The organism is Longimicrobium sp. (assembly GCF_036399255.1).
GTDB lineage: Bacteria > Gemmatimonadota > Gemmatimonadetes > Longimicrobiales > Longimicrobiaceae > Longimicrobium.
Genome location: NZ_DASWNM010000142.1, coordinates 1 through 24,924 on the forward strand (window position 1 = coordinate 1; position 24,924 = coordinate 24,924).

The window sequence follows — 24,924 nt, forward strand, 5'->3', positions numbered from 1 at the left end:
CCAGCCGCGAATTCATTCGCCTGGGCCGTGCCCGCGGGAGCGAGTGAACTCGCCGCTCGCCGCAACCACTGGTGAAGCCTCGCAAACTGCGCGAGGCTTCACCAGTACCCCGGAACATACGTACGGCGCAGATTCGTCGGCAAAGGCCGACATCGCGTTGTCCCAGCCGCGAATTCATTCGCCTGGGCCGAGCGGGGGAGGGCCCCTCCCCCTACCCCACCAAGGACGCCGCGGACGCTGACGCCACCGGCGACGCGTGCGCCCCCTGCCCCGCATCCATCGTCCCGCCGCGCATCCACGTGCGCGCGGCCATCGCGGCGACCACGGCCCACGCCAGCAGCGAACCCGCGGCGATGCCGTTCGCGGGCGCCAGTTCCAGCACGGAGCGGCCCTGCGCCGTCTGCCAGGCGACGGCCGCGCACGCCGCCAGCCACGCGAACCCCGCCGCGTGAATCCACGGCCGGGCGCGGTGCGCGGCCACGCCGGCCCAGGTCAGCAGAATGGCCACCAGCGGCAGCGCCTGCAGCCCGTGAAAGCCGATGGCGTGCAGGGGAAGGATGCTCCCCTCCGCGCCGGCGCGCGAGCCCTGCACCGCGCTCATCCACATCCCCGCCGCGAACGCGCCAAAGGTGGCCACGGCGCCGTAGCGCAACGCCAGCAGCAGCGGCCCGTCGGCGCCGTCCATCCGCCGGCTGAACACCTTCCACGCCACGATGGCGAAGGTGACGATCATCCCCATCGCCGCCAGGAAGAAGAACCCGCCAAGGATCTGGTCCGTCACCGTCCCCACCTTCGTAAAGCGGGGGTCGATGCCGCGGGCGATCTGCACCGTCTCCATCCCCAGCGCGTACAGCGTCAGCACCGTCATCGACACGCGCCACGCGGCCAGCCCGCCGCGCGAAAAGCGGCCCAGCGGCAACAGCAGGATCAGCGTGAGCAGGTAGATGCCCACGGCCACGTCGAACGCCATCGCCTTACGCAGGTGCCCCTCCGCGCCCACCAGCTCGCCGCCGCGCACGCCGATGGCGACCGCGCACCCCATCCCCAGCACGATCCCCAGCAGCGCCACCGCCGTCAGCATCCGCTCGCGGCGATAGACGGCCAGCGCGCCCGCCGCCGCCGTCCGCACCGCCGCCACGACGCCGCCCGCGACCGGGACGCGCCCCACCGCGGGCTCCGCCTCCGCCGGCTGCGCGTGCGCGGCGCGGCGGCCGCGGCTCCACGCGCGCAGGATGTAGTACAGAAGAAAGCCGACGGGCCCGAACATCAGCGTGCCGAACAGCAGCACCGACTGCACCGGCAGCGGCACGTAGCGGTGCTGCATGTTCTCGCGGTAGATCATCAGCCCCACCACCTGGTCGAAGGCCAGGATGTGGATCCACGCCACCAGCGCCAGGTCGCGGTTGGCCAGCAGCCGCGTTACGCCCTCGGCGTTGCCGAAGTCGGCCATCATCCCCGGCCCCGCCTGCATCAGCAGAGGGACGATGCCCAGCGCGTAGAGGATGGAGAGGATGACGGGGAACACCGCCGTCTCCCCCATCCACCGGGTCACCTTCCAGGTGGGGAGCAGGATGAGCAGCAGCCACGCGAAGATCGCGAAACCGGCCACGTTGAAGAGCACGAGGTACATCGGAACAGCTCCGGGCGCGGGAGGTGGGGGGATGCAGGGAAGGCGGAGCGGCGGAATGGAGGCACGATAGCGCGCGGGCGCCCGTCCATCCAGAACCGCGTTTCCGGCTGCACAGCACTGAACGCACGCAGCCCCGGCCAGGTTTCGGCCGGGGCTGCGCGGGTGCGCGGAACCGCCGCGGGTCAGGAGGAGGTGTCGAACACCAGCAGCTGGTACTCGCCGGCCTCGCGCTCGCCGAACGCGCTGGAGCGGATCAGGTAGGTGCCGTCCTCCGGCACCAGGAACTCGATGGAGCTGTCGGTGGTTCCCAGCGAGTCGTCGTTGTTGGTGATCTCCCGGAACTCGCTCCCCGTCCCGCGGCCCAGGGCCGCGTAGGTGTCGAAGACATCCGACCCCATGGAGATGATCAGCAGCTGCCCGGCACGGGCCTGAAAGCTCCAGGTCTCGTAGTACGAGCCGCTTTCCAGCACGCCGTCCGAGGCGTCCAGCTGACTGGTCGTCACCTGGCCGATGGAGATGGGACGCGGCTGCTGCGCGGCGGCCGGGACCGCCACCATCGACAGGAGCAGCGGGACAAGGCTCAGGATACGCTTCATGGCAGGACGTTGATCGGAAGTGAGAGCCGCGCCGGACGGCGCGGCGGTTGGGCAACCGGCGTGTTACTCGCCCGGCGCGGGGGGTGTTCCCGCCGGAGCTGGCAGCCGGTGGAGCGCGGGCGCCGCGCTCCGGCGATTGGCGTGCACATGATACTCGCCATCGTGCGGAAGCGTAAGGGTGACGCGGCTCTCCGGGCCCCCACCGTTGTCGTCAGTTGCGGCGGTAGATGCGGAACCGGTACGCGCCGCCTTCGCCCGGGTTCAGCGCGGCGGCGTGGATGAAGTAGGTGTCGTCCCACGCGAGCAGCATCGTAAGCTCGCTGTCGGTGCCCGAGCCGCCGTCGTCGTCGAACCCGATTTCCTCCCAGCCCCCGTCGTCGCGCTGGATCAGCACGCGCACGACGGTGTCGAAGTCTTCGGACTCCATCTGGATGGTGATGGTGTCGCCCGCAATGCCTTGGTACGTAAAGACGTCCATCAGCGCGCCGTTCTCCTGGCGCGTGTCGCCTTCCTCCAGCCGCCCCGTCTCGTCCATCGCCAGCGCCCGGGGCATGTTTTCGATGTCCGGGCCCGGCTCCGCGCTCACCACCGAATCCGCGCCCGGTCCCACGGCGACCGTCGTGTCCGCGTCGTAGCCGACGGTGGTTTCCGCCTTTTCCAGGTGCAGCGTATAGCGGCCGGTCTCACCGGGGGCGTACGTGCCGGCGTGGATGACGTACGAGGTCCCGACCTCGGCCCGCACCACCAGTCGCGCGTCGGTTCCACCCGCGCCTTCGTCATCCCAGTCGCAAGGCTCGCAGTTCGTGCCGTCGCGCAGGCCCGCGCGCAGAAAGGCGTCGAAGTCCTCCGACCGCAGGGTGATCACGTAGGTGACGCCTTCCTGCGCGGAAAACCGCCAGGCGTCGTAGTGGTTTCCGTCCGGCGTCGCCAGGTCGCCCGCCGCAAGCTCCCCCGTGACGGTCTCCCCGACGGCGATGGGCCGCTGGGCCGCGGCCGGCGCGGCGGCGAGAAGAAAGAGGACGAGAAGATGAAGGGTGCGGTGCATGGAGGTCCGCTCCGGACGGAGGGATAGAGGTGCGCGGCGGGTGGAATCTGCCAGCGCCGGGAAGTGCGGCACACTGCTACCATTCAGCGTACCACCACGTTCCACCGATCCGCAGACGAAAGCCGCGGCCCCGCAGGTGGGACGCGGCTTCACATGTCCAGATCCCCGCGACCAACAAAGGTTTGTTGGACGCCCCAATCCGACGTTCCTAGCTTGCGTCCCGGGAGGGTCCATTGGATGATGGAGGTGTTCCATGACGTACGTAGCGATCATCATCGCCGCAGTGCTCGGCATCATCGGCGTCGCACTCCCAACGCAGCCCCACGAAGCCAAACGCAGCGGCATCAGGAGAATTCGACCCGGCGGCTGGTTGGTGATCGTCCTGATGATTGGATCGTTGACCATCGGGGTGAAGTCCCAGACGGCCAAGGACCAGCAGGAGAAGAAGCAGCGCACGGAAGACTCCGTCCAGTACGCCACCACCATCAAGGAACTTACCGAACAGCGCTGGCGAGATTCGCTGAAGCTGCTGCAGGATTCCACATGGTCCGGCTTGATGCTGGCGAACCTGCAGCTTCAGCTCACAAACCAGGATTCACTGCTCTCCAGGACGGCCTCTCAGCTTCAGCGGCAAAGCGAGAACCTGCAGATGCTGCGCCGGTCGCTGACGCGCTTCGATCGGCTGGGGTTCAGGATGGTTTTTACGTATCCCCTCGCGGACCCCTTCTATGACAGGTATGTAGGCCAGGTGCGGCACCAGGCTCAACAGGCGCTCACCGACTACGTGATCGCGAACTCCCGCCGGCCCGTTCGCGCGGACGGCAGCGTGGCTTACGTGAACTACGACACCATCTGGTCCGTCTTCGGGCGATGGGACGCAGGGGGTGACTCGGCCATCGTCGATTCGGTGGACATCGGTCCGGAAGCTCCGCTCGCCCTTCACGCGGATCCGCTGAAGCGCGTGGAACTCCAGGATGTTCTGGGCCAAGCGCTGGTCCACCTCGCGTTCTATCGTAATGACCAGACACTGAAGACGCCGGACCTCCGGTTGCGGGTGGCCGCATGGAATCCTGTCACGCGCGAGAAGAGTGTGGGAACGCATTCGCTTGACAGGGCTGATCCGGCGGCGATCCGGCTCCAGATCAACTTCCGGCGAGGCCGGATCGAGCAAACGCTGTATTCGTCCGAGTATGAGCGCAGCGACGGAGGATTGGGAAACGAGATCGTCAGCATCGAGGATCTCGTCGGCAGTACGGTGGTGATCTCGCGTGAAGAGCTGCGGCTCAACGGCAGTCTGGTGGGAGAACACGCGCGGATGGCGGCATTCGAAATCCTGTGGGGACCGGACCGGTCCAATCGGATCATCCTCCACGCGTGCCGCCTTGGGTGGCAGCCGACCCGCGATGGATTCAGACGAGTGGTGTACCGCTTCGAAGGAAACGAGCCCGGCTTGCGCTCGTCTCCGTCTCCGTCCAGCCGGACAGCCTGCCCCGCGGCCTGATGTGACGCAACGGGAAAGCGGCCCCACCGCAAGACACCGCGGTGGGGCCGCTCTCGCAGTACCGCGGATCAGGCCACCATCATCATCGGCTCTTCCAGGTACTGCTTGAGGGTCTGCAGGAACTGCGCGCCGGTCGCGCCGTCGATCACGCGGTGGTCGCAGCTCAGCGTCACGCGCATCCGCTGGCGGATGGCCATGTTCCCCTCGTCGTCCACCACCACCTTGGGCCCCACGGCGCCCACGGCCAGGATGGCGGCTTCCGGCGGGTTGATGATGGCGGTGAACTCCTCGATGCCGAACATCCCCAGGTTGCTGATGCTGAAGGTGCTGCCCGTGAACTCCTCGGGCTTCAGCTTCTTCTCGCGCGCGCGGCCGGCCAGCTCCTTGACCTCCGCGGCGATCTCGGTGACGCCCTTGCGGTCGGCGTCGCGCACCACCGGCGTGATGAGCCCCTCTTCGATGGCCACCGCCACGCCGATGTGCACCTGCTCGTACAGGTGAATGCTGTCGCCCGTCCAGGCCGCGTTCACGAAGGGGTGCTTGCGCAGCGCCATGGCCACGGCCTTGATGACCATGTCGTTGGGGCTGGTCTTGATCCCCTGGTCCTTGAAGCGCTCGTTGATGCGTGCCCGCAGCGCCATCGCCTCGCCCATGTCCACCTCGACCGTGAGGTAGAAGGTGGGAACGGGGCCGATGGACTGGGCCAGCCGCCGCGCGATGGCCTTGCGCATCTGCGACAGCGGGTGCTCGCGGTAGCGCGCGTCCGTGGACGGCTGCACGGGAGCCGGCGCCTGCGCTGCGGGTGCGGCCGGAGCCTCGGCCGCGGGCTGCTGCGCCTGCGGAGCCGCGGCCGCGGGCTGTGCCCCGCCCTGCGCCACCGCCTGCTCGATGTCGCGCTTGACGATGCGGCCGCCAGGCCCGCTGCCCTGCACGCCGCCGATCTGCATCCCCGCCTCCTGCGCCAGCCGGCGCGCCAGCGGCGAGGCCTTCACCCGTCCGTTGTCCGCGCCGGTCGCCGCGCCCTGCTGCGCCTGGGGAGCAGGCTGGGCTTCGGCCGTCGGAGCCTGCGCGGGCTGGGCCGGGGCCGCCGCCGGAGGAGCGGCCGCCGCGGGGGCCTGGGCCGCGTCGCCGCCGCCGGCCGCCGCCTGCTGCGCGGGGGCCTCGGCCGCCGCGGGTGCCTGCGCGGGGGCCGCGTCCGCGCCGCCGGTGAGCGACGAGATGTCCTCGTCGGCCCCGGCGATGACGGCGATGATCGTTCCCACGTTGCTGGTGTCGCCCTCGCCGATCAGGCGCTTGCGCAGCACGCCGGAGCCGCGGGCCACCAGTTCCATGGTGGCCTTGTCGGTCTCCACCTCGGCCAGGACGTCGCCTTCCTTGACGTCGTCGCCCTCGTTCTTGAGCCAGGTGACCAGGCGCCCCTCTTCCATCGTGGGGGAGAGCGCCTCCATGTAGACTTTCGTCGCCATCGTCGTCTTCGTCAGAAGTGCGTGAGTGCGGAAGTGCGTGAGTGCGTGAGTGGGATGGACTCCCGCACTCACGCACTCACGCACTCACGCACTATCTGTAAAGAACCTGGTTCACCTTTTCCACCACCATCTCCACGCTGGGCTTGGCGGCCTTTTCCATGGCCTTGGCGTACGGCATGGGCACGTCGGCCTGCGTCACGCGCAGCACGGGCGCGTCCAGGTGGTCGAACGCCTCTTCCTGGATCATCGCCGCGATGGTCGCGGTGATGCCGCCGAACGCCCAGCCCTCTTCCAGCAGCACCACGCGGTTTGTCTTGGCGACGGTGGCCAGGATGGCGTCGGTGTCCAGCGGGCGCAGGCTGCGCAAGTCCAGCACGTCGGCCTGCACGCCGTTCTTTTCCAGCTGCGCGGCGGCCTGCAGGGCCACGTGGATCATCTTGCCGTGCGTGATGATGCTCACGTCGCCGCCCGCGCGCTTGAGGTCGGCCACGCCCAGCGGGATGATGAAGTCGTCGTCCTCGGGGACTTCGCCCTTCATGTTGTACAGCATCTCGCCCTCGAACACGCACACCGGGTCGTCGTCGCGGATGGCGGCCTTCAGCAGCCCCTTGGCATCCGCCGGGGTGCCGGGGACGACGACCTTGACGCCCGGATAGTGCGCCACCTGGCTTTCCAGCGCCTGCGAGTGCTGCGCGGCCAGCTGCAGCGCGGCGCCAGTGGGGCCGCGGAAGGTGATCGGCATCTTGAACTGCCCGCCGCTCATCGACCGCATCTTGGCCGCCGAGTTGAAGATCTGGTCGAACGCCAGGATGGCGAAGTTCCAGGTCATGAACTCGATCACCGGCCGCACCCCCGTCATCGCCGCGCCGACTCCGAGGCCCGCGAAGCCCAGCTCGGTGATGGGCGTATCGACCACGCGCATGTCGCCGAACTTCTCCAGCAACCCCTTCGACACCTTGTACGCGCCGTTGTAGACGCCCACTTCCTCGCCCATGAGGAAGACGTCCGGGTCGCGCTCCATCTCTTCGGCGAGCGCCTGCCCCAGCGCCTCGCGATACGTGATTACTGCCATCCGTTCATGCCCGGGTTCAGGTGCAGAGTACCTAGTACCGAGTACCTAGTGTTCATTCCAGCGCGCGCCTCACGCGCCCAGCGTCTTCCGCAGACCGATCAGCATGCTCGTGATCTCGTTGCAATCACGCAACACCGCCCGAGCCGTCGTGCTGTCTATGTAGCCAAGCTCCTGTGCCAGATACAGCTGGCTGCGCACTTCGCCCGCCGAGCCTCGCGCGATTGCGAGGAACCGCGCGAACTCCGCCCGGCTGTTGCGGTCGAAGCCTTCGGCGATGTTCGACATCACCGACACGGAAGCGCGCTGGATCTGCGATCGTAGCCCAAAATCCTTCGCGAACGGCCCCGAGTTCGTCACGCGATAAACACTGACGCAAAGCACCTTCGATTTCTGCCAGACGAGAAGTTCCTCGAATCGCGAGACGGGCTTTCGCCCACTAGGTACTCGGTACTCGGAACCAGGCACTTCCCTACCTGCTCCTCCCGTCGAAGTACAGACGTCCGTTGACGTCCTCGTTGGCGTAGATCTCGGTGTACAGCTCGCCCACCCCGGGCTCGGGAGACTTGTCGGCGAAGTCGGCGGACTCTTCCGAGACGCGCTTCACCTCCTCGTCCATCTTCTCCAGCTCTTCCTGGCTCAGGATGTTCTGCCGCGCCAGCAGGTCGGCGAAGATGCGGATGGGATCGTTGCCCTTCTCCTTTTCCACGTCTTCCTTGGACCGGTACACGCCGGAGACCGGGTCGGACATCGAGTGGCCCACGAAGCGGTACGTGCGCGCCTCGATCAGCGTGGGCCCCTCGCCGCGGCGGGCGCGCTCCACGGCTTCCTTGGTCACGCGGTACATGTCGAGCACGTCCATGCCGTCGGCGACGGCGGAGGGCATGGCGTAGGCGGTGGCCTTCTGGTAGATGTCGTACAGCGACGACGCGCGCTCCCAGGCGGTGCCCATCCCGAAGCGGTTGTTCTCCACGATCAGGATCATGGGCACCTTCCACAGCGCCGCCATGTTCAGCGACTCGTGGAACGCGCCCTGGTTGACCGCCGCCTCGCCGCAGTACACCTGGATAACGCGCTCTTCCTTGCGGTACTTGATCTTCCAGGCCACGCCCAGCGCCAGCGGAATCTGGCCGCCCACGATGCCGTGGCCGCCCAGGTAGTTCTTCTCGGCGTCGAACATGTGCATGCTGCCGCCCTTGCCCTTGCTGCACCCGTCGGCGCGGCCGTACAGCTCGGCCATCACCGCGCCGGGGGTAATGCCGCACTGCAGGGCGTGCACGTGCTCGCGGTACGCGGTCATCACGTAGTCGTCGGGCGTCTGCGCGTGGATGGCGCCGATGGCTACGGCCTCCTGGCCAATGTACAGGTGGCAGAAGCCGCCGATCTTGCCCAGCGCGTACGCCTCGGCCACCTTTTCCTCGAAGCGGCGCGCAAGCAGCATGTCGTACATCATCTTGCGCAGCTTCTCGGGCTCCAGCCCCTGCAGCCGCTCCTCGTCGCTCAGCCGCGGCTTGTGCTCGGTCTGGGCCTCGCGGTCCAGCTCGCCGCCCGCCTCGGCCGCCGCCTCGGGCGACCGGTCCTCGGCCTCCGCCACGGCGGCCGTGCCTTCCTGCGTCTTGGTATCAGCCATCACTCTTCTCTTTACCGTTGCCCTCGGGGGGTCCGGCTCGTCAGGCGGAGGGTTGGTCCGCCGTGAAAACTCCCTCGTAAATCTCGGCCATCGAAAGCGAGACGTTCAGCGATTCCAGGCGCACCTCACCAATCAGGCCCAGCGTCTCGTTGTAGTGCCAGAAGTGCTCGCCATGCCGGGTGTAGCGTTCCACTCGCGGCTGGTCCTGAGCGACGAGAAGATAGTCCTGCAGGGCTGGGATCTGGCGGTAGCTGAACCACTTTCGTCCATGGTCGTAATCCGCGGTCGAGCGGGACAGCACCTCCACGAGCACGACCGGGTTTCTCAGCAGGTCCGTCCCACGGATGCGCTCGCGTTGAGGCGCACCGCAGAACACCGCGACATCGGGAAGATACGAATCATCGCTCCCGGGAGCAGCCACAAGCGTTCCCTGCGAAACCACGGAGCAAGCCCTTCCCCGCAGCTGCAAGCCAAGGGAGAACGCAATTTTCTGGCTGATCAGCCCGTGCTCCAGCGACGCTCCCGCCATCGCGACGATCTGGCCGTCCACGAACTCGAGGCGCTCATGCGTCGCCTCGGCGGCGGCGATGAAATCCTCCAGCGAGATCGTCGCGGTCTGCGGATGCGTGGCCATGCGCGTGCCCTTTACAGGCTGCCCAGCTGCACCAGCTTTGGCGCGGGCGGGGTGACCATGGCGGCGCGGATGGCGGCCTCGTTCACGTCGATGGCCAGCTCGCCGTCCACGTCGGCGTCCATGATCTCGGTGATGCTGCCGGGGCCGCCGGCGTCGATGGTGCGCGCCTGCTCCTTTGCGTGGTACGACGAGCGCACCAGCGGCCCGCTTTCCACGTGCCCAAAGCCCAGCTCGCGCTCGCCGATCTCCTTCCAGCGGCGAAACTCGTCGGGGTGCACCCAGCGGTCCAGCGGCACGTGGTGCTCGCTGGGGCGCAGGTACTGGCCCAGGGTAAGGATGTCGACGGACGCCTGGCGCAGGTCATTCATGGACTGGTAGATCTCGTCCTCGGTCTCGCCCATTCCCAGGATGATGGCGCTCTTGGTGAGCTGCGCCGGGTTCATCCGCTTTACCGCGCCCAGGAACGAGATGCTGCGCCAGTACTTCGCCCCGGGGCGCAGCGCCCTGGCCAGCCGCTCCACCGTGTCGACGTTGTGCGCCAGGATCGCCGGGCGCGCCTCGACGACCGTGCGCAGCGCCTCCTCGTTCCCCTTGAAGTCGGGGATCAGCACCTCGACGGTGCAGCCGGGAACGCGCTCGTGGATCTGGCGGATGCACTCGGCGTAGATGGCCGCGCCGCCGTCCCGCAGCTCGTCGCGGTTCACACTGGTGATGACGGCGTGCTCCAGCCCCATCGTCGCGACCGAATCGGCCACGCGGCGCGGCTCGTCCCAGTCAAGCTCGGTGGGGAGGCCGTGGGCCACCGCGCAGTACTTGCAGGCGCGGGTGCACACGTCGCCCAGGATCATGAACGTGGCGGTGCCGCTTTCCCAGCACTCGCCGATGTTGGGGCAGTGCGCCTCTTCGCAGACGGTGTGCAGCCCCTGCGACCGCATCAGCTCCTTGAGCCGCAGGTAGTTGGGGCTGCCGGGGGCGCGCACCTTCAGCCACTCGGGCTTGCGCGCGCGGTGGCTCACCGGCTCGCTGCCGTCCGGACGCGGCAGGTTGACGGTGCCCTTGCTCTTGACGATCCCGTTGTCCTTGCCCGCGGGCGCGTAGCCGCGCTGCGGGGCCCCGGGCGCCTGGATGCTCATATTCCCTCAAGTCTGCGGGGCACGCCGGCCCCGCCGCTGGCTCGTTGTGCGGACGGCGGGGCGAAGCGCGCGTGCGGCTTCAGCCCCGCCTGTTTGCGCGAGCCCGGCCCGGAGCCCGCAATCCGTGGGCCGGGCCGGGGGTCATGCGAGCGCGCAAGTTAGCCCTGAGCACGGCGGACCGCAAACGCCCGCCCCTGCTTCTGAGCCGCACCCACGCCACTCGCGCCGCAACCATGACACCGCACGTCCAGGTTTGATCCCGCTTGGAACAACGAGGGTGAAAAACGAGAAAGCCGCGGCCCTTCCGGGCCGCGGCTTTCCTGTCCGTTCACCGCCGGCCGGTCACCAGCCGCAGTGCTTGTAGTCGTAGGTGCAGTTGACCCACTCGGTCTCGACCTGGCAGTTGCTCCCGTCGCCGCAGGTGTACCAGCCGCTGTTGGGGTTGCTGCCCCCGCACCCGTCGATGCAGGTGTAGTACGCGGAGCAGCCGTCGTCGCCCGCGGCGCTGGGCACGCAGCCGGTATCCGTGTCCCAGCCGTTGGCGCGCACGGTGCCGGCGCCCTTGGCGGTCGCGGCGGTGGAGAACGACTCCACCTGCAGTTCGTCCAGCTTGAGCATGAGCTTCTTCATGGTGCTATCCCTCATGTGCCTGATGGTTCGTGATGTGCCGCGGACGAATCGCATCCTCGTCCGGGCGTTCGGTGGCCGCCGGCGCCGCGCCGGTGACGGCATCCTTAAAATCACGTTTCAGGCCAATCGCCTCCACGCCCACTCCAGCACTGGAGACGTTTATCCAACTATTTCCAAGACAATAATTTAGGATTCCACTTCAGGATTCTGAAACTTTTTTGCGCCGCGCCGGTTCTGTGGCCGGGCAGGTACACGCTGAGGCATCGCCGCCGCGCCTCCGGACAAAGACCGCGGCCCGCGGAGAAGTTCCACGGGCCAGAGTTCGCGGCAACCGAGGAATCCGCCAGGATCCGCCACCCACTCCGACGACCATCAAACCAGTCTCCGGACCGGCCCGCAGTTCCAGGAAAGTAATCCCGACACGCACGACGTGCCGGACGCACGAAACCAGATCCTGAAAAAGAATAGTCGTACAGAGGAACAGAGTCAGACAGAGAAAGCGAGCTGATCCTCATCTTGGCTCCTCTGTCTGACTCTGTTCCTCTGTACCCTTGATGGTGTTGTTTTCCCGTATTCGGTATAACCGCGCCAGGGGCCCGGTTCGCATTTCTCGAATGCTCGCTCATTGATCCACGCGCAGCACGGCGGGGGTCAGCCCCTGCGCCTCCAGCGCGCGCACAGCCAGGCTCACGCGCGCCCACGGCACCGGCTCTGTGCGCGCGGCGACGGCGTCGCGGGTCCACGCCATCCGCTGGTTGTTGATGCCGGCGCGCTCCAGCGTGCGGCCCAGGGTGTCCTGCGCGCCGCGCGAGCGGTCCACACCCACGGCCCACCCGTGCGCGCGCCGGTCCGGGATGGCGGGCGCGGCGGAGGGCGCGGGGAGGCGCTGGCGTTTGGCGGAGCGCACCATGTCGCCCAGCAGCGCGCTTGCCGTCGGCCCGCCGCCCGCGCCGGGACCGCCCAGCGCGATGCGCCCGTTCCACCGGCTGTCGAGCACGACCAGGTTCAGCTCATCGCGCGTGCGGGCCAGGTCCGACGCGGCGGCCACCAGCACCGGCTCCACGCTGGCCGTCACCCCCTCCGCCGTCCGCGCCGCCTCGGCCACGATGCGCACCGCCCCGTCCAGCGCGCGGGCGGTGCGCACCAGGCGCTCCGCGTCGTCGCCCAGGCCGCGGCGGCGGATCTCCAGGCGCGCCGGCGGCACCCCGAACGCCAGCCACGCCAGAATGCGCAGCTTGTCCGCCGCGTCCTCGCCGCTCAGGTCGCGCGAGGGGTCCGCCTCCGCGAAGCCGCGCGCCTGCGCGTCCGCCAGCGCGTCGGGAAACGACCATCCGTCCTCGATGCGGCTCAGGACGTAGTTCGTCGTCCCGTTCAGGATCCCGCGCACGGAGTGGATGCCGGTGAGCGACAGCGGCTCCCGCAGCGCGCGGACGACGGGGATGCCGCCCGCCGCCGCGCTCTCGAAGTCCAGCCGCCCGCCGCTGCGCCGTGCGAGAGCGACGAGCTCCGGCCCGTGCGCCGCCACCAGCGCCTTGTTTGCGGTCACCAGCCGCCGCCCTGCCCCCAGCGCCGTCCGCGCGATGCGCAGCGCCGGGTCCAATCCCCCGATCGCCTCCACCACCACGTCGGCCTCCGCCGCCGCGGCCAGGAACGCGTCCACCTCCGTGGTCAGCAGCGCGCGGTCCAGCTCGTCCGGCCGCGGCCGGCCCGCGTGCGCCACCAGCACGCGCGCCAGCTCGAAGCGCAGGCCGTGGCGCTGGCGGATCTCGTCGCCCGCGTGGTGAAGAATGCGCACCAGCTCGCCGCCCACCGTGCCGCACCCCGCCAGCGCCACGCGCACCGTGCGCACGCCACGCGAAAGGGCGGGCACGTGGATGCGCCCCTCGCCGATCTTCAGTGCAGTGCTCATCGTCCAAATGCTCCCGCCCCGGCCGGCTCGGCGGCCCGGAGCGCATCTTCAAGGATTTCCGTCACCTGCGCGGATTCCAGCAGAAACGCGTCGTGGCCGTGGACGCTCCGGATCTCCCGGTACTCCGCACCCGCCGCCTCCGTCCATTCGCGCACGTCGTCCGCGCCGTACAGCAGGTCGCCGGGGATGCCGACGCCCGTCAGCCGCCCCTCGATCCGCCGGAGCGCCGCCGCCACCCCGCCGCGCCCCGCACCCACGTCGTGCGAATCCATCGCCGCCATCAGCGCCAGGTAGCTGCGCGCGCTGAACCGCGCGCGCAGCTTGCGCCCGTGGTGGTCCAGGTACGACCCCACCTGCCACTCTCCCTCCGCCGTCCGCGCCCGTCCGAACCGCCGCGCCTGCTCGTCCGCCGTGCGGTACGTCATCATCCCCACCATCCGCGCGATCTCCAGCCCCCGCTCCCCCGCGGCCTGGATGGCGCGGCGCTGGACGTGGTTCCACGCGATGGCGTGCGCCGTGTGCGCCGCCGGCGCCGCGAAGACGACGACCGACCGCGCCAGCGCCGGGTTCTGCGCCGCCCACTCCATCGCCACCATCCCCCCCAGCGACCCGCCCGTCACCAGCGCCACCGACGCAATCCCCAGCTCCTCGACCAGCGTCTGGATCAGCCGCGCCTGGTCCCACGTCGTAATCACCGGATGCGCACGATCCTCCTCATCATCCGAAGCGCTCTTCTTTTGCCCGCTATTCCCTATTCCCTGTTCCCTATTCCCTGCCCCTGCCGTTCCCGACCACCCCGTCCCGTAGCACCCGCCCAGCAAATTCGTACACAGCACCGCGTACCGCTCCGTGTCGATCGTCTTTCCCGCCCCGATGGCGTCCGCCCACCAGTCGCCGGCCGCGTCCGCGGAGCCGGTGAGCGCGTGGATGACGAGCACCAGGTTGTCGCGCGCCTCGTTCAGCGCGCCGTCCAGGTGGTACGCCTGCGTCACCCCCCGCAGCACCTCGCCGCTCTCCAGCCGGAAGTCGCCCACGTGCTGGTAGCGCGGCTCCCGCCCGCTCACGCCGCCTCCAGCGCGCGGGTGGTGCGCACCAGCGTTCCGCCGCCACCCGAGAGCGGCGCGCGGTGGTGGTAGACGCGCAGCGGAACCCCGCGCTCCAGCGCCAGCCGCGCGGCGGTGGGATGGACGACCTGCGCCCCGCCCTCCGCCAGCACGACGAGGGCGAGCGGGTCGATCTCGCGGATCGGCCGGGCGTCGGCGTGCAGGCGCGGGTCGCGGTCGTGCACGGCGGAGACGTCGGTGACGATGTGGCACTCCGCCGGCCCCAGCGCCGCCGCGATCGCCACCGCCGAGGTGTCCGATCCGCCGCGCCCCAGCGTGACCGTCTCGCCATCGTCGCGGACAGCCTGGAAGCCGGCGACCACGGGCACGGTGCCGGCGGCGAGAAGGCGGCGCAGCGGCGCTGGATCCACGTCCTCGATCTGCCCGCCGCAGAACCCGCCCTCCGCCCACACCCCCGCCTCGCCGCCGCGCAGGCTGCGGGCGTGGATGCCCAGCCCCGCGAGCGCCGCGGCCAGCAGCGCGGCGGACAATTCCTCGCCCGTGGCCAGCGCGCGGTCCGCCTCGCGCCCGTCCGGCCGCCCGCCGCTCACGGATGCCAGCAGCCGGACGATGCGGTCCGTGGCGCTCCCCATCGCGCTCACCACGACCACTGTCTGCCGGCCGCGGCGCAGGTGGGCGGCCACCCGCCGGGCCGCCCGCCGTATGCGCGCGGGCGAGCCCAGCGACGTGCCGCCGAACTTGATGACCAGCGGCCCGGTGCTCACAGGCCTACCGCCGCGCGCAGGGCCGCGTCCAAGTCGCGGACCAGGTCGTCCACGTCCTCGATCCCCACGGAGAGCCGGATCAGGTCCGCCGTCACCCCCGCCGCCGTGCGGTCCGCCTCTTCCAGCTGCTCGTGCGTGGTGCTCCAGGGGTGGATGATCAGGCTCTTCGCGTCCCCCACGTTGGCCACGAGGGAGAACAGCTTGGACTCGCTGATCACCCGCTTCGCCGCCTCTTCCCCGCCCAGCACGCCAAAGGTCAGCACACCGCCAAAGCCGCCCTCCAGGTATCGCTTGGCCGTCGCGTGGGTGGGATGCGACTCCAGCCCCGGGTAGCTCACCCAGGTCACGGAGGGATGACCCTCCAGGAACTCCGCGATGGCCAGGGCGTTCTCGGTGTGCCGCTGGATGCGCAGGTGCAGCGTCTCGAGCCCCTGCAGGAAGAGGAAGGAGTTGAAGGGGCTGAGCGCCGCGCCTACGTCGCGCAGCAGCAGCACCCGCAGGCGGATGGCGAAGGCGATGCTGCCGAACGTGGGCGCGAAGCTCAGCCCGTGGTACGCCGGCTCCGGGTCCACGTAGAAGTCCTTGAAGCGCGGCTCGTTGGCCCAGTCGAACGTCCCCCCGTCCACGACCACGCCGCCGATGGACGTCCCGTGCCCGCCGATCCACTTGGTCGCCGAGTGGACCACCACGTCCGCGCCGTGCTCGATGGGGCGGAAGAGGAAGGGCGTGGCGAAGGTGTTGTCGACGACCACGGGAACGCCCGCCGCGTGCGCCACGTCCGCGATGGCGCGGAAGTCCGGCACGTCCAGCCGCGGGTTGCCGATGGTCTCCACGTAGACCGCCTTCGTGGTCTCGTCGATGGCGTCGGCGAACGCCCGCGGATCGTTCCCATCCACGAAGCGCGTGGTGATGCCCAGCCGGCCCAGCGTGTACTTGAGCAGGGTGAAGGTGCCGCCGTAGAGGGAGGACGATGCCACGATGCTGTCGCCCGCCTGCGCCAGGTTCAGCAGCGCCAGCGTCTGCGCCGCCTGCCCGCTGGCCACCGCCACCGCCGCCGTGCCCCCCTCCAGCTCCGCGATCCGCCGCTCGAACACGTCCGTCGTCGGATTCATGATCCGCGTGTAGATGTTGCCGAACTCCTTGAGGCCAAACAGGCTGGCCGCGTGCTCCGGCCCGTTGAACACGTACGACGTGGTGGCGTAGATCGGCACCGCGCGGGCGTTGGTGGTGGGATCGGCCACCTCCTGCGCGCTGTGCACGGCGCGGGTGCCCAGGCCCAGCTTTACGGTCGTCTCTTCGATGATGCTCATCTTCCGCTTCTCCGTGTGTGTTTCGATACGAACGAAAAAAGCCCGGCCCTCTCCGTGTGGGAGAGGGCCGGGCGGGGGTCAGATCTGCCGAGTCTTTAGCTCTGGCTTATCTCGCGCTGCCGTGCCGTGTGGATGCACGCGCGCGCCCGTCCGTCTCTCCCGGGGGAGCGACGCACTGACACATGCAGCACATGCAGCACATGCACATGGTGAAGGCGGGGCGGATGTCCATCGTCGTCAGGTCTCGGTTGCTTCGGTTCAATCGGCGCGGCGGCGTGCCGCGCGTGCTCTGTCGTACGTTCGCTCTTCGCGAAAGGTCCGTCAAGCGCGTCGTGCGGACGCGCTCACATCTCCCAGGGCAGCTCCGGCTTGCCGAAGTGCCCGTAGTTGGTGGTCTGGCTGTAGATGGGGCGCAGCAGGTTCAGCCGGTCGATGATAGCGCGCGGGCGGAAGTCGAAGCCCGCCTTGACGAACTCCGCCGCCGCCGCCGCGTCGCCCGTGCCAAAGGTGTCCACCTTGACCGACACCGGCTGCGCCATGCCGATGGCGTACGCCACCTGCACCTCGGCGCGGCGGGCGAGGCCCGCCTTGACGATCTCGCGCGCCACGAAGCGGCAGAAGTACGCGCCGCTGCGGTCCACCTTGCTGGGGTCCTTGCCGCTGAACGCGCCGCCGCCGTGCCGCCCCGCGCCGCCGTACGTGTCGACGATGATCTTGCGCCCCGTCACGCCCGCGTCGGCCGACGGGCCGCCCTGCACGAAGCTGCCGGTGGGGTTGACGAGGATCTTCAGGTCGTCGTGGTACCAGCCGCCCAGCGCCTCGGGAATCACCGTGGTGGCGATGAAGTGGCGGATGGTGTCGCGGTCCACGTCGGCCGAGTGCTGGGTGCTCACCAGCACGTCGGTCACCGCCACCGGCTCGTTGCCCTGGTACGCCACCGACACCTGCGTCTTGCTGTCCGGGCGCAGCCAGCTCACCGTCCCCGCCTTGCGGTGCCCGGCCAGCACGCGTGCCAGGCGGTGCGCCAGCAGGATGGGCAGCGGCATCAGCTCCGGCGTCTCGTCCGTGGCGTAGCCGAACATGATCCCCTGGTCGCCCGCGCCCTGGTCGCCCGACAGGCTGGTGTCGGCGTCCACGCCCTGCGCGATCTCGGCGGCCTGGGCCGAGAGGAAGGAGATGATGTTGACGTCGTCGGCGCGGAAGGGCTGGTCCGCGTCGGTGTAGCCGATCTCGCGGATGGTCTGGCGCACCACCGCCTCGTGGTCGACCGTGGCGTTGCTGGTGATCTCGCCCGCCAGCACCACGTGGCGCTCCTTGACCAGGACCTCGCAGGCCACGCGGCTGGCGGGGTCCTGCGCCAGGTGCGCGTCCAGGATGGCGTCGGCGATGGCGTCGCACACCTTGTCCGGGTGCCCCTCGCTCACGGACTCGGAGGTGAACGTGTAGGTCACCGCCGGCGGCGCCTCGGTCTCGGTCAGGATGGTGCTCATCTGGCTCTCGTGCGGTAAAAGCGTTGGGACCGACAAAAAAGGCCCGCCGTCGGTCAGGACGGCAAGGCCGTGCGACGCTTTAGGCGATTCCCGTTGCTGGTGCGAGCCCGCCAAGCTGTCGGTCAAAGCGCTCGCGCCGCCCGGAGTTGCCCCCGGGCCGGGAAACAGTCATCTCAAAAACGAAAACGGGGCCTCCACAGCATTGTTCCGCTGCGGAGGCCCCGCGAGCGGTTTAGCACATTTATAACGCGGAGCAATCGCTGCAACTCGCCGCGGCACCCCTGCGGGTGCGGCCGAAACGATAACGAAGGATGCCGGAGGACGCAAGTGCGCCGCGGCTCACAACCCGCTCAGGCCGCGGACTTGTCCTTGCGATCGCGCGTACGCGGATCCCAGAGCCGCTCAGGGTGCTGCTTCTGCCTCTCCATGAGGTACTCGACGACCTTCACCGGATCGTTGTCGAACCGGGCCCAGAACTGCCGCCGGATCTCGCGCACTTCTTCGATGACCTCGTCCGCTTCGGTCCATTCTTCGTCGATAGGATCACACATCAGGTCCTCCTGAGCAGGTCCGGGGGCGCCGAAGAAATCTCAGCGACGACCACCCGTGTGCAGTTAATCAGGCGGCGGATTTCCCCTGCTTTCTGCGGATTCGCGGATCAGCCAGCCGGTCGGCGTACTGCTTCTGGACTTCCATGTAGTACTCGACCAGCCTGACCGGATCGTGATCGAACTGCTCGGAGATCTTCCGCCGAATCTCGCGCACCTCTTCGATTGCATCGTCGGCTGCGGTCCAGGGTTCATCTATCCGGTACGTCATCGCGTCCTCCGGAGCCGCTACGAGGTTGAGGTCAGGCGGCCGATTTCCCTTTCCGCCAAGTCTGCGGATCAACCAGCCGGTCACCGTGCCGCTTCTGTGACTCCATGTAGAAGTCGGCAAGCTTTCCCACGTCGTCATCAAACTGCGCGGAGATCCTTCTCCGGATCTCCCGCACTTCCTCGATCACGTCGTCGGCTTCCGTCCAGGGCTCATCCATCGCGTCCTTCATCGAGCCTCCTCAGCAACTTCTCTGGTGTCCCGAGTTCGGAGTGCAGGGATCGCGCATCAGGCAGCGGATTCTCCCTTCTTCCACGTCCGGGGATCGACCAGCCGGTCCGCATGCCGCTTCTGAAGCTCAATGTAGTGCTCTCCGAGCTTTACCGGATCGTTGTCGAACTGAGCCGAGATACGCCGACGGATCTCCCGAACCTCTTCGACAGCCTCGTCCGCCGCAGTCCACGGCGTATCCGCTAAATCCTTCATCGCGTCCTCCTCAGCAGTTCCAGCGGCGTCACGATCTCCGGAACAGACAACTCTAGCAGGCGGTTGATATGGCGGATGTGTGCACGCTTATTTGGGTTTGCCAGATGGTGGCAGTTCCATGTGACAATGAAATCGAATTCGTAGTACGATGCAAGCGCCAGATGATACGCATCGCCATTCGGTCCGGCCGGCATAAGCTTGTTGCGGATGTAAGTGCCTGCAATCTCTATAATCTCGGACGTGATCGGAAGTGCTGGTAGATTGCGGAGCAGTTGCAGCCTGAGTGGCACGAACCTGCTTGTGCCACGCTCGAGTTCCTCAACTACTGCTTCGCTCGTCAGCAACTTGTACCGATCCGCAGCCGATGCCCACCAGGCACGTGTCCAGGTGCGGCGTTCGATGATCGCCGGGTCTGGCCGGAAATCGTAGTAGAAGTTCGGTACCGTGGTCTCGATGTATACGAGTGGTTTCGTCATGCCCGCGAAGCTATCCACGCTTCGAAAAGCCTGGAAAGACCGCGTGCGAACACCGCCACCCGCGGTACAACCCGGCAACGTGGCTGGCGCGATTCGAGTGGAACAGCGATGAGCAGAAGCCGGTCTCCAGCGGTGGCGGCGCATTGCGAGCACACGAAGGTGACGCGTCCGGATCGGCGATTGGCAGGTGAACCGAAACACTCGCCGTCGAAAATGACTTTAGGACCAGCCACACGAGCGCGAGACAACCTTTAGCCGATCCAAAGGCGTCAGAGGCGTGCACCCCGGTGCGTTTGACTGCCGCACCGTCTTTTCAACCACCTCGACCAACGAGTGCCATCATGCGCCTGCTGAAATCCGCCGCCCTGCTCGCCATCCTGTGCATCGCCGCGCCCCCGGCTGTGCGCGCGCAGGAGGCGGCGCCCGCGCCGCTGCCTACGGCGACGCTGCCGCCGGAGATCGAACGGGTGCTGCGCGACTACGAGCGGGGCTGGGCGGCGGGGGACGAGGCGGCGCTGGCGGCGCTGTTCGCCGAAGACGGGTTCGTGCTGCAGAACGGGCGGCCGCCGGTGCGCGGGCGCACGGCCATCCAGCAGGCCTACGCCCAGGGCGGCGGACCGCTGCGGCTGCGGGCGCTGGGGTACGCGGCGGACGACTCCGTCGGCTACATCGTGGGGGCGTACGCCTACGGGGAGGGCGCGGAGATGGGCAAGTTCGTGCTGGCGCTGCGCCGCACGCCGGGCGGGCCGTGGATGATCGCGGCGGACATCGACAACGGGAACCAGATGCCGCGCCGGCCTCCCTCCACGCCGGCGCCCTCGCCGCGGTAGCGCGCGGGGGGCTTGCGGGATCGGGGCGCGGGGGATGGATTGATGCCCTCGCGAACCATGAATCGAGCACCCCGGCCGGGCTGGAGCGGATGGACAGGCAGCTGTTGTACGAAGTGATCGGATACGTGGCGTCGGCGCTGGTGGCCGTGTCGCTGATGATGAGCTCCATCCTGCGCCTGCGGCTCATCAACCTGGCAGGATCCGCGGTGTTCACGGTGTACGGGGTGCTGATCCACGCGTACCCGGTGGCGGCGATGAACGGCTTCATCGTCCTCATCAACATCTACTACCTGTACCAGATGCTGCGCACGCGGGAGTACTTTCACCTGCTGAGCGTGGAGCCGGACTCGCACTACCTGCGGCACTTCCTGGACTTCTACGCGCGCGAGATCCGGCGCTTCATCCCCGGCGCGCGCTTCGAGCCGGCGGCGGGCGACCTGACGGTCTTCGTGCTGCGCGACATGGTGCCGGCGGGGCTGTTCATCGGCCGCGTGGAGGGGGACGGGCGGCTGTGCGTGACGCTGGACTTCGTCATCCCCCAGTACCGCGACTTCAAGATCGGCCGGTACCTGTTCGCGCAGGAGCGCGAGTTCTTCCGGTCACGGGGCATCCAGCAGATCGTGAGCGAGCCGGGAACGCCGCAACACGCCGCGTACCTGCGCCGGATGGGCTTCACCCCCTCCGCCGCGGGGCCGGACGAGCGGTATTCGCTCACCGTCTGACCCATCGGCCCGCACCTTGCCCACGCGGCCACCGTTCCGGCCAGGACCCGCAATCAGGCGAACCTCCGTTGAGCACCGAACACAACCCGCGCCGCGAGTACATCCGCCACACCGCCGACGTGCCCATCCAGGTGCGGACGCTGGAGGGGGACGAGGCCGCGGCCACCGGGCGCAACGTGAGCCACGGCGGCCTGGCGTTCGTCTCGCCGATGTGCCCGGCGGAGGGCGCCACCATCGAGATCGCCATTCCCGACGTGGACCCGCCGTTCAACGCGCAGGCGCGGGTGGCGTGGTGCCGTCCGGAGGAGGGCGCCTTTCTCGTCGGCGTGCAGTTCCTGGACGCCACGGACGCCTTCCGGTCGCGGATGGTGGAGCAGGTGTGCACCATCGAGCGCTACCGCGACGAGGTGCGCGAGCGGGAGGGCCGGGAGTTGACGACGCACGAAGCCGCGGAGGAGTGGATCGGCAAGTACGCCGGCCGCTTTCCCGTGGCGTCGCCCTGAACGGACGGCCATGGCGGGAGAGATGAGACGGGCGGGATGGGCGGCGGCGCTGGTGCTGGCCGCCGGCTGCGGCGGCGGCGAAAAGGCGCCGGGACGCGTGGTGGGCGATGCGTTCATGGCGCAGAACATCGACCAGCAGATCAACCTGACGGCGATGCCCGTGCACCTGCTGCGCGAAGAGGAGACGCTGGATTCCCTGCTGGCGCCGCTGTGCCCCTCGCGCGGCCCGGGCGACACGCCGCCCCCGCCGGAGGCATGGGCGCGCGGCTGGCAGGCGCGCCGCGGCGTCCTTCGCCCGCTGGTGCTGCGCTCCACGATGACGGACGCGCAGGCGCAGTTCGCCATGGACAGCGTGCCGCCCGGCGAGTACCTGCTGTGGGCCGACACCACGCTGGGCGAGCGGCGCTGGACGTGGCTGGCGCCCCTGCGCGTGCGCTCCGGCGACACGCTGCGGCTGAACCTGACCAACGACAACTCCGACGAGAACCCCCTTCGCTGCGGCCGGCGCGAGGACAAGGACTGACGCGACGGATGAACGGCCGGGGTGTTCCAGACCCTGAGAGTCACGCGGGAATCTGACTTCCTGAGGGAGCGCACCACGCGTAACCAGAAGCCGCGCAACCACCTGCGCGCGGCCGAAGGACCTCCTCCCGGCTCGCGGGGGGCAAGCACCTGGCAGAAACCCAGCCCCCCGGTTCTGCCAGCGAGATCCTTCCGTCGGCGCCAAAGTCCATCGTAGGAACAGGTTGCGGAGCGGCGCCTCCCTCAGGAAGTCGGATGTCGATGGTTTGTAGTTGAAGCCCCGTCCGGCGAGCGCAGCGAGCCCGGGACGGGGCTTGTCGCTTTCCCAGCAGCGGGTTCACCCGCTCATCGCGGAGTATCGGACGACCCCGCAAGGGCGAATGAATTCGCTGCAACAACCACGCGAAGCCCGCCTTCGCGGGCTGGCGGGGCGCGGAGCCGGGGCAAGTGCCTGCCACGTGGCCATGTATCGCGGTTCAACCTCCCCCAGGGGTTTTGGGGGAGGTGGGCGAGTAATGCGAGCCCGGAGGGGGCGCCGCCCCTCGCGCCGATCCCATTCGAAGCACCGCGTACCTTCCGCCGCTCACTCTCGCACTCCCGCACTCCCGCACTTTCCTCACTTGTCCCCCGCTCTGGCACGCCCCTTCCAACCATTCCCGGCGGACCCATCATTTCAGAGAGGCGGCGCTTGATGTCGGAGAACGGGGAAACGGGCACGGCCGTGGCGGCCGTGCAGCCGCAGACGCCCACGCAGGACGCCAGCGCGGTGCGCGCGGCGGAGCTGGCGCGGCTGCTGGAATCGCGGCGCGGCGAGCGGCACATCGTGGCGCTGCAGGACTTTCCGGACCCCGACGCCATCTCGTGCGGCATGGCGTACCGCGAGATCGCGCGCCGCTTCGACATCGACGCGGAGCTGGTGTACGACGGGCAGATCAGCCACGCCGAGAACCGCGCGCTGGTGAACCTGCTGGAGATCCCCGTCCGCGAGTACGAGCCCGCCATGGACCTGGGCGGCTACGCCGCGGCCGTGTTCGTCGACAACCAGGGCGCCACCACGCACCTGACGGACCTGCTGAAGGCGGCGGGGGTGCCCACGCTGGCCGTGGTGGACCACCACGACCCCGACGACGTGCTGGACCCCATCTTTTCGGACGTCCGCCCCATGGGCGCCGCCGCCACCATCTTCGCCGAGTACCTGTCCAGCGGCGCGCTGATGACGCTGGAGCCGGGGAACGAGCACCACGAGCGGCTGGCGACGGCGCTGATGCACGGGCTGCACAGCGAGACGGACGGGTTCGTGCGGGCGCGGCCGCCGGAGTACCGCGCGGCGGCGTTCCTGAGCCGCTTCATCGACGCGGACCTGCTGGAAAAGGTGCTGTGCGTGCAGAAGTCGCGCGGCACCATGCGGGTCATCGAGAGCGCGCTGCACAGCCGCACCGTGCGCAACGGCTTTTCCATCGCCGGCGTGGGCTACGTGCGCTGGGCCGACCGCGACGCCATCCCCGTGGCCGCCGACTTCCTGCTGACGGAAGAGAACGTGCACACCTCCATCGTCTACGGCCTGCTGGGCGAGGAGGACGGGCGCGAGGTGGTGACGGGAAGCCTGCGGACGCTGAGCAGCACCATGCAGGTGGACGCGTTCCTGCGCGACGCGCTGGGCGACGACCTGCGCGGCCGCCCGTACGGCGGCGGGCGCAGCCGGGCGGGCGGGTTCGAGATCGAGCTGGGGTTCCTGAAGGGCGACGAGGACGACCCGCTGGGCGAGGAGCTGAAGTGGGCGCTCTACGACCGGCGGGTGCGGCGCAAGCTGTTTCGCGAGGCGGGGGTGGACAACCTGGACGAGGTCTGCGGGCCGGAAGGCGCCTGACGCGCCGTCAGCCGGCCACCAGCGCGGTCCACTCGCAGGCGTCGGCGCGGCGGGCGTGGCAGCGCGGGTGCTGCGCGGTGTGGGGGCGCCCCGTGTACTGCGTCATCAGCTCCGCCAGGACGCCGGTGTAGAAGGCGCACGCCGCCCCGCCCGGGTCGGCGGTGCTGGTCAGCGAGCCGCGCAGGCGCACCAGCAGCGGGCGCGCCTGCACCTCCAGCTGCGCGCTTCCCGCCATCTCGCCCATCACCTTGCGCGCGCCACGGGCGGCGGCGTGCAGCCGCATGCCGGACGGCAGCAGCTTCAGCCAGCGCCGCGACGCGCCCGACTTCTCCGCCCAGGCGTGGCGGGCCACCCGGCGGCCGGCCTCCTCGAAGATCTCGTCGGCGTCGGGGCGGCGGATGACCAGGCGGATGAGGTCCTCCACCACGGCCGGCGTCTGCAGGCTCTTCTTCTTGGTTTCTTCGCGAAACTTGTGGATCTGCAGGTACACCACGTCGCTCAGCCCCAGGCGGCGGGGCATGCTGGCGGCCAGGTTCTCCCCCTCGAGCACCTCGTCCGGCTTGTCCATGTCGCGCATGGTTTCCAGCAGGATGAGCGGAAATACGGGGGTTACGCTGGGCGTGTGGGGCCCGGCTGCGCTGCGCTTGCTCATTCCACCTGTTTCGGGGATGCCGGACGGATTTTTCGCTTCGAGAAAAGCCGCCCAATCTGTTTGCAGGACCGGTGCCGACGCAAGGGCGGCGGTGAAGGTGAACGGTTGGCGCGGTGAAGGGGTGAACGGGTGGCGGGGGGAACGGGGCGGCGGATTCCATCGGGCACGACGCGCCTGGG

26 protein-coding genes and 1 pseudogene are annotated in these 24,924 nt (G+C 68.9%); 6 read left to right on the plus strand and 21 right to left on the minus strand.

Annotated elements, in window-relative coordinates; genetic code table 11:
• Positions 1-211 precede the first annotated feature (211 nt).
• The 3 genes from VGC13_RS26730 to VGC13_RS26740 form a co-directional block, all read right to left on the minus strand.
• Positions 212-1,630 (minus strand): ABA4-like family protein, encoded by a 1,419-nt coding sequence (locus VGC13_RS26730; protein WP_331128381.1) that lies wholly within the window; start codon positions 1,628-1,630, stop codon positions 212-214.
• A gap of 182 nt (positions 1,631-1,812) precedes the next feature.
• Positions 1,813-2,226: a PPC domain-containing protein gene (locus VGC13_RS26735; protein ID WP_331128382.1), complete on the minus strand. Its 414-nt coding sequence runs from the start codon at positions 2,224-2,226 to the stop codon at positions 1,813-1,815.
• Positions 2,227-2,437: 211 nt separating this feature from the next.
• A complete protein-coding gene (locus VGC13_RS26740; protein ID WP_331128383.1) occupies positions 2,438-3,271 on the minus strand; it encodes a hypothetical protein in 834 nt (277 codons plus the stop codon).
• Positions 3,272-3,524: 253 nt separating this feature from the next.
• On the opposite strand from VGC13_RS26740, the gene VGC13_RS26745 reads away from it, so the two are divergent.
• Positions 3,525-4,772, plus strand: a complete 1,248-nt coding sequence (locus VGC13_RS26745) for a hypothetical protein (RefSeq protein ID WP_331128384.1) — start codon at positions 3,525-3,527, stop codon at positions 4,770-4,772.
• 68 nt (positions 4,773-4,840) lie between these two features.
• Here VGC13_RS26745 and VGC13_RS26750 read toward each other — a convergent pair whose 3' ends face one another.
• The 17 genes and pseudogenes from VGC13_RS26750 to VGC13_RS26830 all read right to left on the minus strand — a co-directional run bounded on the left by VGC13_RS26750 (position 4,841) and on the right by VGC13_RS26830 (position 19,667).
• Positions 4,841-6,238: a pyruvate dehydrogenase complex dihydrolipoamide acetyltransferase gene (locus tag VGC13_RS26750; RefSeq protein ID WP_331128385.1), complete on the minus strand. Its 1,398-nt coding sequence runs from the start codon at positions 6,236-6,238 to the stop codon at positions 4,841-4,843.
• Between the two features lie 91 nt (positions 6,239-6,329).
• Positions 6,330-7,313 (minus strand): annotated as a pseudogene (locus tag VGC13_RS26755) (pyruvate dehydrogenase complex E1 component subunit beta); the annotation flags it as partial.
• A gap of 66 nt (positions 7,314-7,379) precedes the next feature.
• Positions 7,380-7,775, minus strand: coding sequence for a four helix bundle protein (locus VGC13_RS26760; RefSeq protein ID WP_331128386.1), 396 nt, complete (start codon positions 7,773-7,775; stop codon positions 7,380-7,382).
• Between the two features lie 4 nt (positions 7,776-7,779).
• The gene (gene pdhA / locus VGC13_RS26765; protein ID WP_331128387.1) at positions 7,780-8,937 is read right to left on the minus strand and encodes a pyruvate dehydrogenase (acetyl-transferring) E1 component subunit alpha; all 1,158 of its coding nucleotides are present in this window, start codon (positions 8,935-8,937) and stop codon (positions 7,780-7,782) included.
• A 40-nt stretch (positions 8,938-8,977) separates the two neighbouring features.
• On the minus strand, positions 8,978-9,571 hold the full coding sequence (locus VGC13_RS26770) for a Uma2 family endonuclease (protein WP_331128388.1): 594 nt from the start codon (positions 9,569-9,571) through the stop codon (positions 8,978-8,980).
• An 11-nt stretch (positions 9,572-9,582) separates the two neighbouring features.
• Entirely contained in the window at positions 9,583-10,704 is a 1,122-nt protein-coding gene (gene lipA, locus VGC13_RS26775; RefSeq protein WP_331128389.1) for a lipoyl synthase, read from the minus strand.
• A gap of 342 nt (positions 10,705-11,046) precedes the next feature.
• Complete coding sequence (locus VGC13_RS26780; protein ID WP_331128390.1) at positions 11,047-11,334, minus strand: hypothetical protein; 288 nt, start codon at positions 11,332-11,334, stop codon at positions 11,047-11,049.
• A gap of 622 nt (positions 11,335-11,956) precedes the next feature.
• The gene (locus tag VGC13_RS26785) at positions 11,957-13,243 is read right to left on the minus strand and encodes a homoserine dehydrogenase (protein ID WP_331128391.1); all 1,287 of its coding nucleotides are present in this window, start codon (positions 13,241-13,243) and stop codon (positions 11,957-11,959) included.
• The gene (locus VGC13_RS26790; RefSeq protein WP_331128392.1) at positions 13,240-14,307 is read right to left on the minus strand and encodes an alpha/beta fold hydrolase; all 1,068 of its coding nucleotides are present in this window, start codon (positions 14,305-14,307) and stop codon (positions 13,240-13,242) included. The genes VGC13_RS26785 and VGC13_RS26790 overlap by 4 nt, the downstream gene beginning before the upstream one ends.
• Positions 14,304-15,071: a hypothetical protein gene (locus VGC13_RS26795; protein ID WP_331128393.1), complete on the minus strand. Its 768-nt coding sequence runs from the start codon at positions 15,069-15,071 to the stop codon at positions 14,304-14,306. The genes VGC13_RS26790 and VGC13_RS26795 overlap by 4 nt, the downstream gene beginning before the upstream one ends.
• Entirely contained in the window at positions 15,068-16,381 is a 1,314-nt protein-coding gene (locus tag VGC13_RS26800; RefSeq protein WP_331128394.1) for an O-acetylhomoserine aminocarboxypropyltransferase/cysteine synthase family protein, read from the minus strand. Before VGC13_RS26800 ends, VGC13_RS26795 begins: the two co-directional genes overlap by 4 nt.
• Before the next feature lie 344 nt (positions 16,382-16,725).
• Complete coding sequence (gene metK / locus VGC13_RS26805) at positions 16,726-17,871, minus strand: methionine adenosyltransferase (protein WP_331128395.1); 1,146 nt, start codon at positions 17,869-17,871, stop codon at positions 16,726-16,728.
• A gap of 350 nt (positions 17,872-18,221) precedes the next feature.
• Positions 18,222-18,422 (minus strand): hypothetical protein, encoded by a 201-nt coding sequence (locus tag VGC13_RS26810; RefSeq protein ID WP_331128396.1) that lies wholly within the window; start codon positions 18,420-18,422, stop codon positions 18,222-18,224.
• 67 nt (positions 18,423-18,489) lie between these two features.
• On the minus strand, positions 18,490-18,690 hold the full coding sequence (locus VGC13_RS26815) for a hypothetical protein (protein ID WP_331128397.1): 201 nt from the start codon (positions 18,688-18,690) through the stop codon (positions 18,490-18,492).
• Positions 18,691-18,721: 31 nt separating this feature from the next.
• Positions 18,722-18,919: a hypothetical protein gene (locus VGC13_RS26820; RefSeq protein WP_331128398.1), complete on the minus strand. Its 198-nt coding sequence runs from the start codon at positions 18,917-18,919 to the stop codon at positions 18,722-18,724.
• 56 nt (positions 18,920-18,975) lie between these two features.
• Positions 18,976-19,173 (minus strand): hypothetical protein, encoded by a 198-nt coding sequence (locus VGC13_RS26825; RefSeq protein WP_331128399.1) that lies wholly within the window; start codon positions 19,171-19,173, stop codon positions 18,976-18,978.
• Entirely contained in the window at positions 19,170-19,667 is a 498-nt protein-coding gene (locus VGC13_RS26830; RefSeq protein ID WP_331128400.1) for a type II toxin-antitoxin system VapC family toxin, read from the minus strand. Before VGC13_RS26830 ends, VGC13_RS26825 begins: the two co-directional genes overlap by 4 nt.
• Before the next feature lie 323 nt (positions 19,668-19,990).
• Between VGC13_RS26830 and VGC13_RS26835 the strand changes: the two genes are divergently transcribed.
• The 5 genes from VGC13_RS26835 to VGC13_RS26855 all read left to right on the plus strand — a co-directional run bounded on the left by VGC13_RS26835 (position 19,991) and on the right by VGC13_RS26855 (position 24,093).
• On the plus strand, positions 19,991-20,479 hold the full coding sequence (locus VGC13_RS26835) for a DUF4440 domain-containing protein (protein WP_331128401.1): 489 nt from the start codon (positions 19,991-19,993) through the stop codon (positions 20,477-20,479).
• An 89-nt stretch (positions 20,480-20,568) separates the two neighbouring features.
• Positions 20,569-21,201, plus strand: coding sequence for a hypothetical protein (locus tag VGC13_RS26840; protein WP_331128402.1), 633 nt, complete (start codon positions 20,569-20,571; stop codon positions 21,199-21,201).
• Between the two features lie 68 nt (positions 21,202-21,269).
• Positions 21,270-21,704, plus strand: coding sequence for a PilZ domain-containing protein (locus VGC13_RS26845; RefSeq protein WP_331128403.1), 435 nt, complete (start codon positions 21,270-21,272; stop codon positions 21,702-21,704).
• Between the two features lie 22 nt (positions 21,705-21,726).
• Complete coding sequence (locus VGC13_RS26850; RefSeq protein WP_331128404.1) at positions 21,727-22,227, plus strand: carboxypeptidase-like regulatory domain-containing protein; 501 nt, start codon at positions 21,727-21,729, stop codon at positions 22,225-22,227.
• Between the two features lie 690 nt (positions 22,228-22,917).
• Positions 22,918-24,093, plus strand: coding sequence for a bifunctional oligoribonuclease/PAP phosphatase NrnA (locus tag VGC13_RS26855; RefSeq protein ID WP_331128405.1), 1,176 nt, complete (start codon positions 22,918-22,920; stop codon positions 24,091-24,093).
• 7 nt (positions 24,094-24,100) lie between these two features.
• Here the strand turns inward: VGC13_RS26855 and VGC13_RS26860 are convergent, their stop codons facing one another.
• Entirely contained in the window at positions 24,101-24,745 is a 645-nt protein-coding gene (locus VGC13_RS26860; protein WP_331128406.1) for a hypothetical protein, read from the minus strand.
• Positions 24,746-24,924: the final 179 nt, after the last annotated feature.

Coding starts and splice junctions, on each gene's coding strand:
- VGC13_RS26835 (WP_331128401.1), top strand. CDS start 19,991: ATGCGCCTGCTGAAATCCGCCGCCCTGCTCGCCATCCTGTGCATCGCC.
- VGC13_RS26820 (WP_331128398.1), bottom strand. CDS start 18,919: ATGAAGGACGCGATGGATGAGCCCTGGACGGAAGCCGACGACGTGATC.
- metK (WP_331128395.1), bottom strand. CDS start 17,871: ATGAGCACCATCCTGACCGAGACCGAGGCGCCGCCGGCGGTGACCTAC.
- VGC13_RS26815 (WP_331128397.1), bottom strand. CDS start 18,690: ATGACGTACCGGATAGATGAACCCTGGACCGCAGCCGACGATGCAATC.
- VGC13_RS26735 (WP_331128382.1), bottom strand. CDS start 2,226: ATGAAGCGTATCCTGAGCCTTGTCCCGCTGCTCCTGTCGATGGTGGCG.
- VGC13_RS26860 (WP_331128406.1), bottom strand. CDS start 24,745: ATGAGCAAGCGCAGCGCAGCCGGGCCCCACACGCCCAGCGTAACCCCC.
- VGC13_RS26800 (WP_331128394.1), bottom strand. CDS start 16,381: ATGAGCATCATCGAAGAGACGACCGTAAAGCTGGGCCTGGGCACCCGC.
- VGC13_RS26730 (WP_331128381.1), bottom strand. CDS start 1,630: ATGTACCTCGTGCTCTTCAACGTGGCCGGTTTCGCGATCTTCGCGTGG.
- VGC13_RS26855 (WP_331128405.1), top strand. CDS start 22,918: ATGTCGGAGAACGGGGAAACGGGCACGGCCGTGGCGGCCGTGCAGCCG.
- VGC13_RS26745 (WP_331128384.1), top strand. CDS start 3,525: ATGACGTACGTAGCGATCATCATCGCCGCAGTGCTCGGCATCATCGGC.
- pdhA (WP_331128387.1), bottom strand. CDS start 8,937: ATGGCTGATACCAAGACGCAGGAAGGCACGGCCGCCGTGGCGGAGGCC.
- VGC13_RS26785 (WP_331128391.1), bottom strand. CDS start 13,243: ATGAGCACTGCACTGAAGATCGGCGAGGGGCGCATCCACGTGCCCGCC.
- VGC13_RS26850 (WP_331128404.1), top strand. CDS start 21,727: ATGAGACGGGCGGGATGGGCGGCGGCGCTGGTGCTGGCCGCCGGCTGC.
- VGC13_RS26780 (WP_331128390.1), bottom strand. CDS start 11,334: ATGAAGAAGCTCATGCTCAAGCTGGACGAACTGCAGGTGGAGTCGTTC.
- VGC13_RS26840 (WP_331128402.1), top strand. CDS start 20,569: ATGGACAGGCAGCTGTTGTACGAAGTGATCGGATACGTGGCGTCGGCG.
- lipA (WP_331128389.1), bottom strand. CDS start 10,704: ATGAGCATCCAGGCGCCCGGGGCCCCGCAGCGCGGCTACGCGCCCGCG.
- VGC13_RS26770 (WP_331128388.1), bottom strand. CDS start 9,571: ATGGCCACGCATCCGCAGACCGCGACGATCTCGCTGGAGGATTTCATC.
- VGC13_RS26810 (WP_331128396.1), bottom strand. CDS start 18,422: ATGTGTGATCCTATCGACGAAGAATGGACCGAAGCGGACGAGGTCATC.
- VGC13_RS26750 (WP_331128385.1), bottom strand. CDS start 6,238: ATGGCGACGAAAGTCTACATGGAGGCGCTCTCCCCCACGATGGAAGAG.
- VGC13_RS26740 (WP_331128383.1), bottom strand. CDS start 3,271: ATGCACCGCACCCTTCATCTTCTCGTCCTCTTTCTTCTCGCCGCCGCG.
- VGC13_RS26825 (WP_331128399.1), bottom strand. CDS start 19,173: ATGAAGGATTTAGCGGATACGCCGTGGACTGCGGCGGACGAGGCTGTC.